The sequence below is a fragment of the Anaerocolumna sedimenticola genome (genome assembly GCF_009931695.1).
Classification (GTDB): domain Bacteria; phylum Bacillota; class Clostridia; order Lachnospirales; family Lachnospiraceae; genus Anaerocolumna; species Anaerocolumna sedimenticola.
On record NZ_CP048000.1, the window covers coordinates 2,679,070 to 2,692,870 of the forward strand.

A 13,801-nucleotide genomic window follows, 5' to 3' on the forward strand; every position below is an offset into this window, starting at 1 on the left:
ATCATGAGGGTTTATTTGCGATGAATACCAGTAAAGGAATCCGGATAATCTCCCTGGAAGTACTTGAATTTTTAAAAAGTAAAAATATAAAAGTAGTGAATAAAAATGATTTATTGTGGTACTCTACACCGCTAAAGAAATGGTTGGAGGGGATAGGATGCACATAACGATAAGCAGTGAATTAATCATACAGGATCCGATTTCTGATTTAGTAAAATGGGTCCAGGATAATTTGATAATTAAAAACCCAGATTTCCAGAAGAAAAAACGTATGGGATTATGGGCCGGGAACACTCCGGAGTATCTTTTGCTTTATCGGGTTGATGGAAACAGCCTTATCGTTCCGGTTGGTATAGGAAAGCATATTAAACAGTTCATACCAGGTGCTGACATTAAACAGGATCTTGCAAATAATCCATTTATTAATTATCAGGCAGATATCCCTTTGTATGAATATCAGGATCCAGCGGTTCAGGTTATGAAGAAAGCAGGATGTGGGATTTTACAATCTCCATGCGGATCCGGAAAGACACAAATGGGAATTGCACTGGCTGCATCGATAGACAGGAAAACTTTATGGATTACACATACTGCAGATCTTTTAAACCAGTCCTATGATCGAGCGGCAATGTACATGGATAAAAAGCTTCTGGGGAAGATTACTGAGGGTAAAGTGCATATCGGTACAGGTATTACTTTTGCAACGGTACAAACGCTTACCAAACTGGATTTACAGCAATATAAATACACTTGGGATGTCATTATTGTTGATGAGGTCCAAAGATTAGCTGGTACACCGACACAGGTTACTATGTTTTCTAAAGTTATGAACAGCCTGGCTGCCAGATACAAATACGGTTTATCAGCAACGGTACACAGAGGGGACGGACTTATTAAATCCACCTTTGCGATTGTGGGTGATATTGCTTACACAGTACCGGAAGAAGCTGTTGCAGATAAGACAATGCAGGTTACGGTCCATAAATGCAATACCGGTATCAAAACCAGTGAGGTGTGCCTTGATACAGACGGAACTATGATTTACAGCGAATTAATGAATTACCTGGTATTTAGTCAAGTACGTAATTATCAGATTGTGGAACAGCTAAAAGTAAATAAAGACCATAGTAATTTGATTCTTTCTGATCGGCTAGAGCATCTTGAAATACTTATGAAAATGTTAGACTCACCGGATGCAGTCATGATAAGCGGAAAAATGACCAGTAAAAGCGCGAAAGCTGAGAGAGTAAAGGCCTTGGAAGATATGAGAACTGGTAAGAAAAAGTATTTGTTTGCTTCGTATTCCTTGGCAAAAGAGGGTTTGGACATTCCGTGTCTGGACAGGTTATATCTTACTACACCGAAAAAAGATTTTGCCGTTGTTGTACAGAGTATAGGCCGCATTGCTAGGGTATTTAAGGATAAAATAGACGCAATCTGTTATGACTATGTAGATGATATCCAGTTCTGTGAAAATCAATATAAAAAGCGTAAAACCCATTACCGGAAGAAAGGTTGTGTAATCCGTGAATGATGTAAAAAGTACATTTAGCAATACTTATAAACTATACAAAGATAATTTAAATAATTCTTTATTCTGGGCCATTATAGGAAATATCAAAAGTGAAACACCTGCTAAGGTAGTTCAGATAACGACTGATACTTATAACTTTTATGCTAAGTGGGATAAGGCCAAAGAGCAAGAGGAATTTGACTGGGGCCAAATGCGGACTGAATCAATTGAGTTGACTCATAAGTATAATGACAGTGATTTATGCAGGAAAGTATTAGCAGAGCTAATGAATATCATTGAGCAAGAGTTTAAACCAAGGAGGTAATTAATGAGAGAATTAATAATTGATTGCTTTGCCGGTGGAGGTGGTGCAAGTGTTGGAATTGAAATGGCATTAGGCAGGGCCGTTGACTATGCAATTAATCATGACCCATTTGCAATTAAAATGCACTCACGAAACCACCCTTATGCGTACCACTATACAGAAGATATCATGAAAGTAAAACTTAAAAATAGGCTAAAACATGGTGATATTGTAAGATTTATGTGGGCAAGTCCAGATTGTACGCAGCATAGCAGAGCAAAGGGCGGTAAGCCGGTGGAAAAAGGTCTCAGGATTCTTCCTTATGGAGTCCGCAGGTTATGTGTTCAGATTCAGGATATTACAGGTAGCTTACCGGAAGTAATCATCATGGAAAATGTGGCAGAGATTCAGGAATGGGGTCCTCTGGATGAAAATAATAAGCCCATTAAGGAGCGAAAGGGTGAAGATTACAAAAAGTTTATCAACTCCATGAAAGCCCTTGGCTATGAATTTGAATGTCGTGAACTGGTTGCTGCCGATTATGGGGTACCTACCACAAGGAAAAGATGGTTTGCAATATTCCGATGTGATGGAAAGCCTATTGTATGGCCAGAACCTACACATAATAAGGACGGAAGTAATGGACTTAAAAAATGGGTACCTGTTAGTACAGTTTTGAATTTTAATGATCTTGGTAAATCAATTTTTGGAAGAAAGAAGCCATTAGCTGAAAAAACTATGAAACGTATAGCTGGCGGAATGGATAAGTTCGTATTCAATGATCCGAACCCTTTTATGGTAACTGTTAATCATGGTGGAGATAACTTCAGGGGCAGAGCATTGATAAGCCAATATCTACAATAACACAGAAAAATGGTGTAGGAGTGGTAACGCCGCTCATGCTGAACTATAAGTTTGATAACGAACCAGAGAATGTATCAAATCCACTAAGTACTATAACAACTGTAAATAGTCATTATGTGTGTAGTCCTTACATAATGCAGATCGGACAAACTGGATTTACTGACTATAGAAACCGGAAAGTCGAAGAACCATTATCGACAATTGTTACAAAGAACGAGCATTGTCAGATTAGCCCATATATTATTCAATATCATTCGGAAACCAACAGTCAACCAAGAGGTCAGTCAGTTAAGGATCCCATTCAAACCATTGATACCAGTAATAGATATGCTTTATTAAGTGCATTTCTTACAAAGTTCTATAAGACCGGCATAGGACAAAGCCTATTTTCTCCATTACATACCATTACAACAAGCCCGGGGCATTTTGGACAGGTTACAATTAAAGCAATTGAGTGGGAAAGATTAAAAGAAGCCGGTATATCGGAAGATGTAGCACAGAAATGCACATGGGTATCACAATTTATTATGGAATATTACGGCTGTGGTACAGGACAGAGTCTTAATGACCCATTGCATACCATTGTTACAAAAGATAGATTCGCGTTAATTACAGTACTCGGAAATGAGTATTGCATCGTTGATATTTTTTTGAGGATGTTAAGCCCAGAAGAATTGAAACTATCACAGGGATTCCCAATTGACTACATCATTGACACTTATGAGGATGGCACTCCGGTGACAATCTCCGAGCAGGTAAAAAGAATTGGTAACAGTGTTTGCCCTGGTCTATCAAAGGTACTAACAGAAGCAAATGTCCCTTACCTGAAAGTCGGTGAGCGAATGCCAAACATGATGATTGATGATAGCCAACCACAATTAAGATTCGCTTAAAAGGAGGTAGTATGAAAGAAAATTACTATGCACTTTTAATCTGCATCCTTAAACCGGTTACGGTCGAACAAAGCTTTATGATGATGGATGGTGTTTTCCCGAAGCAGAATAGGTCAATCTCTAAAAGAGATGTTAAGTTTATGATTATATTTAAGCGCCAGGGAATGGCATATAAAGAAATAGGTGAATTATTTGGTATAAGTGCAGGTGCTGTATACAACCGGATAAGGAGGAATATATGAGAACACTTTTAAGATACCCAGGGAGTAAACAGCGGATAGCACCCTGGATTATAAGCCAGATGCCAAAACATCACAGTTATTTGGAACCGTATTTTGGTGGAGGGGCAATCCTTTTTAACAAGGAGCCCTCACGGATTGAAACCATAAACGATTTAGATGATGATGTAATAAACCTCTTCCAGGTAATCCGGGAAAAGAAAGAGGAATTGATTGAAAAGATTGTATATACTCCATATGCCAGAGCAGAGTATGATAATGCCTTTCCGGAAAATCCGGAAGAATTAACGGACGTGGAACGGGCTAAGAACTTCTTGATTCGGTCTGGAATGGGACATGGTTTCCGTCTATGTGAAAAATGTGGTTGGAAAAAGGATGTATATGCCAGGGAGGCCGCTTATGCGGTTCGGTATTGGAATGACCTGCCTACAGTTATCACCAATGTGGCACATCGATTGAAAATGGTACAGATAGAGCATAAGCCGGCCGTAGAACTGATTAAGGCATTTAACCATGACAACGTATTGATCTATGCGGATCCGCCTTATGTACTGTCTACCAGAAGCCGGAAGCAATACCGGCATGAGATGACAGACCAGGACCATGTTGAGTTATTGGAAACGCTCCTACAGCATACTGGTCCGGTGATGTTATCCGGATATGACAATGAGATTTATAATACATATCTGTCAGGATGGCGGAAAGAATCTATTCCGGCCAGAGCGGAAAACAGTTTACCGAGGACAGAATATCTTTGGATGAATTACTAAGGAGGTTAGCATGAAAGTATTCAGTAAAGAACAATTTAATCTTAATGCTTCCGTAGGGATAAAGAAACTGTTATCTGGTCACCTGGATGTACTGGACGGAAAAGAGGTAATTAATGGACAGATAAAATCTTATCGGGTAGAGGAAGAAGAATATTACCTCTATCCGGTACAGGATGATTGGACAAAGGAGGTCAGTATGAAACTAAAAGGATTAGGACGTACTATAAAAGTAAATCCCAGGATGGTACAGGCTATTAAGACCCGGTTCGGCTGCCGGATAGTGGTTAACTGTATTCTTCCGGAGGAGCTAAACGGTTATGAGCTGGAAAAGTTGGAGGACAGGATCCGGACGGTCCTGAGAAAGGATTAAGCGAACTAAATTTATTCTTCTATCATCCATACATGTTTATCAAAATAATAATACAAATAAGCGTCCATTAAAAAATTGTGTAATACATAAGACACTCTGTAAAAATAATGGTCCGCATACTCATTGCAGTATGTGACCTCTAACAGTTTAATAGGAGCGACTTCCACTTGGATGTAGATAGGCATGATTTGGCCCTCTTTGTTAAAAGATGCAATGACTGGAATAGGTTTTTTATTAGATTCCTTAGGCATGGTTATCGCTCCTATGAGATTATTTAGTATATATCATAACAAACACATGTTCGAAAATCAAAGGGATTATTAAGGGAAAGAGGAAAATATATGATAGAAGTAGCTAAAAATTACTTTGCGCAGAATTTGGATAAGAATAAATGCCATAAATGCGGAAATGAATTTATTGTCGGTTTAGAAAGTAAACAGGGAGAAGAAAGAACAATACTTCATTGCCCGTTTTGCGGAAGTTTAATGACAGAAAGCACGGCTTGCACAACTGATGAAATATTACGAGAATTTGATGATTGCGGCCTACTCGGTTGCAGCTGGATATACTTAGAGAAACCCGATGATGATATAAAGGTACTAAAGGAATAAAGGAGGAGTTTTATTGACAGAGAAAGAATTGAGTCAATATAAGGCAATAAGAAATGAGATAGCTGACCTAAATAGAAGAATAGAGGAAACTAAACAAGCTGAAATTATACCATTCGGAACAGTGAAAGGATCAAGTAAATACTTTCCCTACACTCCCATGACATTTCGTGTTGCCGGCATTGATCCGGCTGACGCAACACAAAGGCAGGATAAGATATCAGAGTTGTTAAGGCAGCGTGAAGTGCAAAGGGACGAGCTTCTTAAAAACCAGATTGAAATTGAGCGATACATATCTGGAATCAGTGATAGTACTACCAGGACAATATTCCGGATGTATTTCATTGATGGAATGAATCAATGGCAGATTGCGAGGAAGTTGGGATACGAGCAGAGCAGTATATCGCAGCGAATTAGAAGATACTTTAGTAGTAAACAACATGTAGATACAATTGGAATTTAAAGTAATTATATGTAATGGCACACTTTATTGTGTGCCATTTAATTATAAATATAGTATTCAATTAAATTATACTGGCAATGGCATCTATTGCTTTAATACATTCTTTTATTTTATCGGCATTAACTTTTACACTTTCGCCATAAACAGGATAATAACCTTGGCTCATAGAAGACAACAACCTACCTAGATGTGCACATACAACGCCAGCAGTGTTAAAATCACGCAAAGGTTTTGAATAATTAGCAATAAACGATTCTTTTGTAGCTATTGCTGTAGTTCTTGAAACAAAGTATTCAGGGTGAATCTTAAAAATATCAAATAATGAAGAGGCTGTTGCGTCGGATAAGGCACCATAAGCTGTTGCGGATCCCTCAAACTGAGTTAATCTATTACCAATAAGTAAATGAATTTTAGGGATATTTATTCCTTGTTCGGCTGCCATTGCTGCATAAGTCCATGACCCATAAATGGGGTGTGGTGGAATTGTGCCATGTAATAATGCTATTAATGCAGAAGCAGCTGTTTTAGAAGAATCATCAGCATTTATAGGGGTTAATATTCTTTCAACTCCTGATATAGCTATTTGAGTATATATGCTAAAGCTGGGATTAGTATCTACTAGAACAAGCCAATCTTTTTCATCATTAGTAGTTACATTAGAAATAAATTTTTTAATAATTTCTTGTATCCATTTCCATGGTTTATCTTTTGGGGTTAAAGATTTAGCGGAAGCAGCTTCATTAATTGCAGGGGCCATAGGTTCAAGATTACCATCACCACAGAGTAAATATAAGTTTTCAGGGACATTACTATTATATTTATTAACTTTGATTATGTAATCAGAGGGATTGGGTAAGGAAGCACCACGACCACTCGATATAACAGTACTTAAATATCCAACAACTGATTTTGGTGTAGCTTCACTGCATAAATCTATTAGATATTGTTCACCAATTGGACCACCACCAAGTAACATCATACTTGAATTTGCTTGGGGACATAAATCAATAACTAGTACATTTCTATTTGAATGCAATTCAGCATACCGCATAGCTAAATGAAAAGTTATAGTACTTTTACCAACCCCACCTTTATTATTCCAAAGTGCATAACTGTGAATTAAAGACATATAGAACCTCCTTGTATTTAATTTATATTACCTAAATTATATAGCAAAGCATAAATTAAAACAACAACTAATGTCAAATTTTGTGAAATAATGCGATTAATATACTTTTATAAAATGTCATATAAATCATAAAACAATATGATAAAATACTATCATGGAAGTTTGTATAGAACCTCCTGCGGCTGCCAGGTGTCAAAAGCCTGGAGGCTGTTTCAGCCCCTTATTAATTATACTCCCCAGTTAAAAGGCATTCTGACTATTATGTTTGAATGCCTTTTTTGTTATTGCAAATTATGGAATTTGGTGGTAGGATTTGTAATATGAGGAGGGATTCATGATGAGTGAAAAACCAATACCAGATTATTTGTACCACTATACAAGCCTATCATCACTTGGGTTAATTTTGAAAAATAAATCATTAAAATTTAATTCATTAAAAAACATGGATGACTTGGAAGAAATAAAAGCAAAGGATTTAACAGAATATGGTAAATATTATTTTGTAAGTTGCTGGACAGATGTTGAGGAAGAAAAATTGTCATTATGGAATATGTATACTGGAGACATGGGCGGTGTTAGAATAAAATTACATAACTTGCCTTTTGAAACATATACCTATTGTATAGAGGTAGAAGGGGTACATATTAAATCGAATAATAATTTCTTACCTAAAGAATTTTTTGAAGCTGATAAATATGTGGTATATTCCGGAAACAAGGAAATTGTTAAAAGAGTGATTTACACAGATGACGAAGAGTTACTATGTCCCCAGTTAATTCAATATGATTCTGAAACAAAAATTAACTTGAATGTTAAATTACCTGGAAAATATAAACGAAAAGAATGGAATTTTCAGGATGAAGTTCGATATATTCTACCAGTTTTACCAGTAAAAGTTAAAGATGCGAATAAAAAGAATGTCAATGAATTATTTATTAATAATATATTAAAAAAAGTTGATCTTCCCTTTGAATATATATTTTTAAAAGTTAAAGAGGAATATATTAATGAGATTGAAATCACGAAAGGTCCTAAAATGAGTGATGCAGACAGTGAAATACTTGATTTATTAGTAAAAACGTATTGCCCTGATGCAAAAATTTATGAAAGTAAATTTAAAGGAAAAATTAGAATGTAATTACATAAGCATCATCCGGGGTGTTTTTTCATACATGAATAGAAATATTGGAGTTTAAAGCATAAATTTATATATAAAGAATAATATTATTTTAGTGAATCTCTTAATTTTGGAGATTCCTGAAAACTGAATATACCGGAGGGATTATATGCTTTATGAAGTAATCACCATACTTGCATTAGTTTTATGTATGATGGGTATTATAAGCCTTGTGCTTATAGTTCGCATGTTAACTAAAAGTAAGAATGGTAAGTAAAGTAAAAAGCCTTAACCCATGCAGGGATAAATATTTACTGCTTTATGGGTTAAGCACCCTCCTTAGTAATAGTTATATAAAACGTAAATTTCGGAACTGCTTAGTGCGGTTCCTTTTTTCATATATCAAAACAACACGAATTGAGGTGATGAAGCTTGGCGAGGGCACCGGATGAAAGATATAATCAGGCATACGAACTGTTTAAAAGTGGTATGAAATTAGTTGAGATTGCAAGTCAACTAAATCTTCCAGAGGGGACGGTTCGGCGTTGGAAAAGCACCCATAAGTGGGATAACGAACGCTCGGATAAAAATAGCGAACGTTCGCATAAGAAAAAAGGTGGACAGCCTGGAAATAAAAACGCTATTGATAATGATGGCGGCGCACCTGAACAAAATAAGAATGCAGAAAAACATGGTTTCTTCTCGAAGTATCTTCCGGAAGAGACCTTTTCTATTATCCAGGAGATTGAGAAAAAGGATCCGTTGGATATTCTTTGGGAGAATATTCAGATAGCCTATGCTGCCATTATACGGGCACAAAAACTTATGTATGTTAAGGATCAGCAGGATAAGACCATTGAAAAAGTAGGAGAGGGCTTTGGTAATATTGATAGCGAGAAGTGGGAAGTACAGCAGGCCTGGGATAAACATGCTACCTTCTTACAGGCACAGAGCCGGGCAATGAAGACCCTGGAGAGCATGATCACAAGGTATGATGAACTATTGCATAAGAATTGGGATAAGGCTTCTGAGGAGCAAAAGCTCCGCATCGAAAAGCTCAAAGTTGATGTTAATAAAGCAACCGGTAAAGATAATGAGGATGAACTTGCCAAACTGGATGAGATGTTGGCAGAGATAAAAAAGCAGGCAGGTGATACAAATTGATATTAAGTCCTAAGCAAATGGAGTTTGTAGCTAATGCCAATCATCGTTATAATGTTAAAACCGGCGCAACCCGTTCCGGTAAGTCTTATATGGATAACCTTTATACCATCCCCTCCAGAATCCGCGAAAGACAGGGTAAGGATGGCTTAAACGCTCTGATAGGTGTATCGAAAGGAACCATAGAAAGAAATATCCTACAGCCAATGCGGGAGATATACGGGCAGAGAATTGTCGGGGAAATCGGCTCTGACAATATTGTTGACCTGTTTGGAGATTCCGCTTATTGTCTTGGTGCTGAAAAGGTCAGTCAGGTAGCAAAATTAAGAGGATCCTCACTTAAATATGTTTACGGTGATGAGGTTGCCGAGTGGAATCAACAGGTGTTTGAGCTGCTTAAATCCCGTATGGATAAGTCGTACAGCTGCTTTGATGGAGCATGTAACCCGGATAACCCTAATCACTGGTTTAAAAAGTTCCTTGATTCCGATGCGGATATTTATTGTCAGAAATACACCATATTTGATAATCCATATTTACCGCCTGAATTTGTCGAAAACCTGTGTAATGAGTACAAAGGTACTGTTTACTATGATAGGTATATAAGAGGTCTGTGGGTGGCTGCTGAGGGCGCTGTGTATAGATTATTTAATGATGCGCAGGCACAGATTATAAATCCTTTTAAGCTCACAGAAAAGCCTAAGAGTTTAATGGAGATAAACATCGGTGTAGACTTTGGAGGCAATGGTTCCGGTCATGCATTTGTAGCTACAGGATACGGCAGAGGATACACCAATATTATAGCTCTTGCATCTGAGTGGATAGACTGCAGTAAAAATGATATAGACCCTGAAAAGCTTGGACAGTTATTTGTAGACTTCTGTTTAAAGGTGTTAAATGTCTATGGTTACATAACGCAGGTTAATTGTGATAGCGCAGAAAAAACATTGATAGCCGGACTTAGGAGCACTGCAAGGAAATCAGGATTAGGCTGGTTAAGGATATCAGACGCACTGAAAACAGAAGTTAATGACAGAATCCGCTTTACTCAGCGTATGATGGGGCAAGGCAGATTTTTTTATGTTCCGGAATTGTGTAAAAGCTTAGAGCTTGCTCTTTGCGGAGCACTTTGGGATCCTGATGAGTTAACAAAAGACAAACGGCTTGATGATGGTACCAGTGACATAGATAGTCTTGATGCCTTTGAATATGGGTTTGAAAGAGATATTTCCCGGTTTATCCGGTACGAATAGAGGTGAGATGATGAAATATAGTAAAATGGTTGAATGCCTAAATAAGCTGGTAGCCGAAAAGAGCCTTAAATTGGACGGTATCAATGTGTCCACTGTTATGCAGGGAGCTATTGAGTTGTGGGATTTAATGTACAGTAATCGAGCACCCTGGTTGTCAAGTGGTCAGAAATCAGCAGGGATACCGGCATCTATAGCAAGTGAGATTGCAAGGCTGGTCACTCTGGAACTTAAGTCAGAAGTCACGGGAGATAACGAAAGGGCGAAATATATCAATAACATCTATCAGAACGTGTTATCGAATATTAGAAAACAGGTAGAGTACGGTTGTGCAAAAGGCAGTATGGTATTTAAACCTTATCCATCCAATGATGGAATAGCCGTTCAGTATAATGCTGCAGACAGCTTTTATCCAATTACTTTTGACAGCAACGGTAATATTACGCAGTGTGCCTTTACGGAACAGTATACCAGGGGGAAAGAGATATATACCCGAGTAGAGTTACATTCCCTTGCTGATACCGGAGTGAATGTATATAACTTTGCTTACCTGAGTAAAACTGGCGCTACACTGGGCAGTGAAGTGTCATTAAAATCCGTAAAACAGTGGGAAGACATTGAGCCTCATGGCTTATTGCAGGGAGCTAAAAAGCTGACAATCGGCTTTTTCAAGGTACCCATTGCAAATAATATTGATTCCGATAGCCCTCTTGGGGTATCCGTATTTAGTCGGGCCACGGAACATATTATGATTGCTGATAAGAGGTACAACCAGATCGACTGGGAGTATGACAGCAAAGAGACAGCAGTGCATCTCGCCTCTTCGCTTCTGAAATATGATAAAACCAATGATAAATTTGAATATCCTGGCGGTAGAGAACGTTTATATCGTACATTAGAGTATAATACCGGTGCAGCGGATAAACCCTTTATGGATACTTACAGCCCTGATATTAGGGATGAATCGTATTACCATGGATATAACCAGCAGCTCCGCCGAATTGAGTTTGACAGCGGATTGGCTTATGGCACATTATCGGATGTCCAGGAAGTAGAAAAGACTGCCGAAGAGATAAAGGCCAGTAAGCAAAGGTCCTATGCAACAGTATCAGACATACAACAAGCCTTGCAAAGAGGTTTAACCGATTTGGTTGATGCAATTGACTTTTGGGTAAGTGCTGAAAATCTTGCTCCGGCCGGCAATTATGAAACTACTTTTGATTGGGATGATAGCGTGGTAACCGATAATGAAAAGGAACGGGAAGATGACAGAAAAGATTTGGCATCCGGAATAATGCGTCCTGAAGAATACCGTGCTAAGTGGTATGGTGAAACATTAGAGGATGCGCTTAAGAATCTTCCAGAACAGGCTGATGTTGTTATGTAGGGGGGGATAATTTCAATGCTTACACCTGCTGAATTAGAGCGTATCCCAGTAGAGATACAAAAGTTTATGATTGAACTTTCTATGCGGATTATGGAAGATGTTATTGATCGAATTAATATGATTAATAGCATATCCCGGACTGCAGATTATGAAATATATACTTTGAGCAGGATCGGGCTTTCCAGTGATACCATTCGTAAGGCTATACAAACAACCTTGCAAAAGACTGATTCAGAGATTGATAAGATTTATGACGAGATTATTAAGGATGGATATGCAAGGGACGAGAGCTTATATAAGGCAACTGGTAAGCCGTTCACCCGATATGACGACAATATTCCACTACAGCAGCTCATAGAAGCGGTTAAGAAGCAAACCAGAAACGAGTTATTTAATATTACTCAAACAACTGCTTTTCGTGTGGAGTCTGGGAATACAGTATCGTATCACACAACAGCCGAATACCTTAAGAAGAAGTTTGATGAAGCATTGATGTGCATTGCTTCTGGGGCCTTTAATTATAACAAGGCCATTAAAGATACAATTCAGGAAATGACGAAATCAGGAGTAAGAGTTGTCGAGTATGAAAGCGGCTGGCATAACCGAATAGAGGTAGCATCCAGAAGAGCTATTATGACTGGGGTTACCCAAATAACCAGTAAGATTAATGAAATGAATGCCGAAGCCCTTGGAACGGATTATTTTGAAGTGTCCTGGCATGCTACAGCAAGACCTACCCACCAAGTATGGCAGGGTAGAGTATATAATCGGCAGCAATTAATTGATGTATGTGGTCTTGGTACTGGACCTGGTCTTTGTGGATGGAACTGTTATCATTCTTATTATCCGTTTCTTCCTGACATATCGAAACGCACCTACACGGATGAGCAGTTGGATGCTATGAATGCCAAAGAGAATGAGAAAAAGGCTTATAAGGGAAAAGAATATACTACCTACGAAGCTACTCAGAGACAGCGACAGCTTGAAACTCTTATGCGAAAGCAACGCCAGGATATAAAGCTGATGGATAGAGCGGGTGCCTCCGAAGATGATATAATAAATGCAAAATCCCGGTACCGCGGTACAATGGCCGAATATGCGGATTTCTCTAAGGAAATGGGTTTACCACAGCAAAGGGAACGAATATATTCGGATGGCCTTGGACGTGTGGGAGGTGGAAATGGAGTTGCAAATATCGGGAAAAATGGTATAATTAATGTTAAATCTACCACCACAGCAGGAGATCCTAATTCTATAACACAGGTTATCGGAAAAAGTGGAGGTATCACAAGAAATTATTATAATTCAAGTGGTAAATGGTATAAACAAATTACAAATAATGATCACGGTAATAGAAAAAACCATCCATTTGGACAGCATGGAGAACATGCACACGATATAGTTTGGGAAGATGGAAAAATTGTTGAAAGAAAAGTAAGAGAGCTAACGGAAGAAGAAAGAAAGGAGAATCAAGATATCTTATGAAACCGGACAATTTAAGAGAGTGGATAGTAAGTTTAACTGATGATATTGAGTTTGAATATCTTGATATTTTCGGTTCTATATGTCCTTTTAGCAAGAACAATATTTCGGTAACTTATAACGGCATAACTAAAGACTATGATAATATTGATGAAGTAATGACGGATAAGTTTTTTAACGGAAAGTCATTAATTGAAATAAGTGAGTTATTAATATTTTAATACCATCTATCACAACGGTAGGTGGTATTT

General features: G+C 37.9%; 18 protein-coding genes. 16 read left to right on the forward strand and 2 right to left on the reverse strand.

Going from position 1 to position 13,801, the window contains the following annotated elements:
* Positions 1-20: 20 nt before the first annotated feature.
* From Ana3638_RS25160 to Ana3638_RS11795, 8 genes are read left to right on the forward strand one after another with little or no spacing between them, the layout of a single operon-like run.
* The gene (locus Ana3638_RS25160) at positions 21-167 is read left to right on the forward strand and encodes a hypothetical protein (RefSeq protein WP_246241030.1); all 147 of its coding nucleotides are present in this window, start codon (positions 21-23) and stop codon (positions 165-167) included.
* A complete protein-coding gene (locus Ana3638_RS11770) occupies positions 158-1,534 on the forward strand; it encodes a DEAD/DEAH box helicase (protein WP_161838196.1) in 1,377 nt (458 codons plus the stop codon). Before Ana3638_RS25160 ends, Ana3638_RS11770 begins: the two co-directional genes overlap by 10 nt.
* A complete protein-coding gene (locus Ana3638_RS11775; protein ID WP_161838197.1) occupies positions 1,527-1,838 on the forward strand; it encodes a hypothetical protein in 312 nt (103 codons plus the stop codon). The genes Ana3638_RS11770 and Ana3638_RS11775 overlap by 8 nt, the downstream gene beginning before the upstream one ends.
* 3 nt (positions 1,839-1,841) lie before the next feature.
* Positions 1,842-2,681: a DNA cytosine methyltransferase gene (locus Ana3638_RS25165; RefSeq protein ID WP_246241033.1), complete on the forward strand. Its 840-nt coding sequence runs from the start codon at positions 1,842-1,844 to the stop codon at positions 2,679-2,681.
* A gap of 35 nt (positions 2,682-2,716) precedes the next feature.
* Positions 2,717-3,574: a DNA cytosine methyltransferase gene (locus Ana3638_RS25170; protein ID WP_246241036.1), complete on the forward strand. Its 858-nt coding sequence runs from the start codon at positions 2,717-2,719 to the stop codon at positions 3,572-3,574.
* An 11-nt stretch (positions 3,575-3,585) separates the two neighbouring features.
* Entirely contained in the window at positions 3,586-3,816 is a 231-nt protein-coding gene (locus Ana3638_RS11785) for a hypothetical protein (RefSeq protein WP_161838198.1), read from the forward strand.
* Positions 3,813-4,583 (forward strand): DNA adenine methylase, encoded by a 771-nt coding sequence (locus Ana3638_RS11790; RefSeq protein WP_161838199.1) that lies wholly within the window; start codon positions 3,813-3,815, stop codon positions 4,581-4,583. The genes Ana3638_RS11785 and Ana3638_RS11790 overlap by 4 nt, the downstream gene beginning before the upstream one ends.
* A gap of 10 nt (positions 4,584-4,593) precedes the next feature.
* Entirely contained in the window at positions 4,594-4,953 is a 360-nt protein-coding gene (locus Ana3638_RS11795; protein WP_161838200.1) for a hypothetical protein, read from the forward strand.
* Between the two features lie 11 nt (positions 4,954-4,964).
* On the opposite strand, the gene Ana3638_RS11800 is transcribed toward Ana3638_RS11795, so the two are convergent.
* Complete coding sequence (locus Ana3638_RS11800; protein ID WP_161838201.1) at positions 4,965-5,204, reverse strand: hypothetical protein; 240 nt, start codon at positions 5,202-5,204, stop codon at positions 4,965-4,967.
* 90 nt (positions 5,205-5,294) lie between these two features.
* Here Ana3638_RS11800 and Ana3638_RS11805 point away from each other — a divergent pair, with 90 nt between their 5' ends.
* Together Ana3638_RS11805 and Ana3638_RS11810 are read left to right on the forward strand one after the other, a co-directional pair.
* Positions 5,295-5,564, forward strand: coding sequence for a hypothetical protein (locus tag Ana3638_RS11805; protein WP_161838202.1), 270 nt, complete (start codon positions 5,295-5,297; stop codon positions 5,562-5,564).
* 13 nt (positions 5,565-5,577) lie between these two features.
* The gene (locus Ana3638_RS11810; RefSeq protein ID WP_161838203.1) at positions 5,578-6,024 is read left to right on the forward strand and encodes a DUF1492 domain-containing protein; all 447 of its coding nucleotides are present in this window, start codon (positions 5,578-5,580) and stop codon (positions 6,022-6,024) included.
* 61 nt (positions 6,025-6,085) lie between these two features.
* Here Ana3638_RS11810 and Ana3638_RS11815 read toward each other — a convergent pair whose 3' ends face one another.
* A complete protein-coding gene (locus tag Ana3638_RS11815; RefSeq protein WP_202621607.1) occupies positions 6,086-7,153 on the reverse strand; it encodes a ParA family protein in 1,068 nt (355 codons plus the stop codon).
* Between the two features lie 334 nt (positions 7,154-7,487).
* On the opposite strand from Ana3638_RS11815, the gene Ana3638_RS11820 reads away from it, so the two are divergent.
* The 6 genes from Ana3638_RS11820 (at position 7,488) to Ana3638_RS11845 (ending at position 13,771) form a co-directional block, all read left to right on the forward strand.
* Complete coding sequence (locus Ana3638_RS11820) at positions 7,488-8,291, forward strand: hypothetical protein (RefSeq protein WP_161838204.1); 804 nt, start codon at positions 7,488-7,490, stop codon at positions 8,289-8,291.
* Positions 8,292-8,702: 411 nt separating this feature from the next.
* Positions 8,703-9,434 carry a phage terminase small subunit gene (gene terS / locus Ana3638_RS11825; protein ID WP_161838205.1) on the forward strand — a complete coding sequence of 244 codons (732 nt, stop codon included), beginning with the start codon at positions 8,703-8,705 and terminating at the stop codon, positions 9,432-9,434.
* Positions 9,431-10,684, forward strand: coding sequence for a terminase large subunit domain-containing protein (locus tag Ana3638_RS11830; RefSeq protein WP_161838206.1), 1,254 nt, complete (start codon positions 9,431-9,433; stop codon positions 10,682-10,684). The genes terS and Ana3638_RS11830 overlap by 4 nt, the downstream gene beginning before the upstream one ends.
* Before the next feature lie 7 nt (positions 10,685-10,691).
* Positions 10,692-12,068: a phage portal protein gene (locus Ana3638_RS11835; protein WP_246241038.1), complete on the forward strand. Its 1,377-nt coding sequence runs from the start codon at positions 10,692-10,694 to the stop codon at positions 12,066-12,068.
* A gap of 15 nt (positions 12,069-12,083) precedes the next feature.
* Entirely contained in the window at positions 12,084-13,553 is a 1,470-nt protein-coding gene (locus Ana3638_RS11840; RefSeq protein ID WP_161838207.1) for a phage minor capsid protein, read from the forward strand.
* Positions 13,550-13,771: a hypothetical protein gene (locus Ana3638_RS11845; RefSeq protein ID WP_161838208.1), complete on the forward strand. Its 222-nt coding sequence runs from the start codon at positions 13,550-13,552 to the stop codon at positions 13,769-13,771. The genes Ana3638_RS11840 and Ana3638_RS11845 overlap by 4 nt, the downstream gene beginning before the upstream one ends.
* The last annotated feature ends 30 nt before the right edge of the window (positions 13,772-13,801 follow it).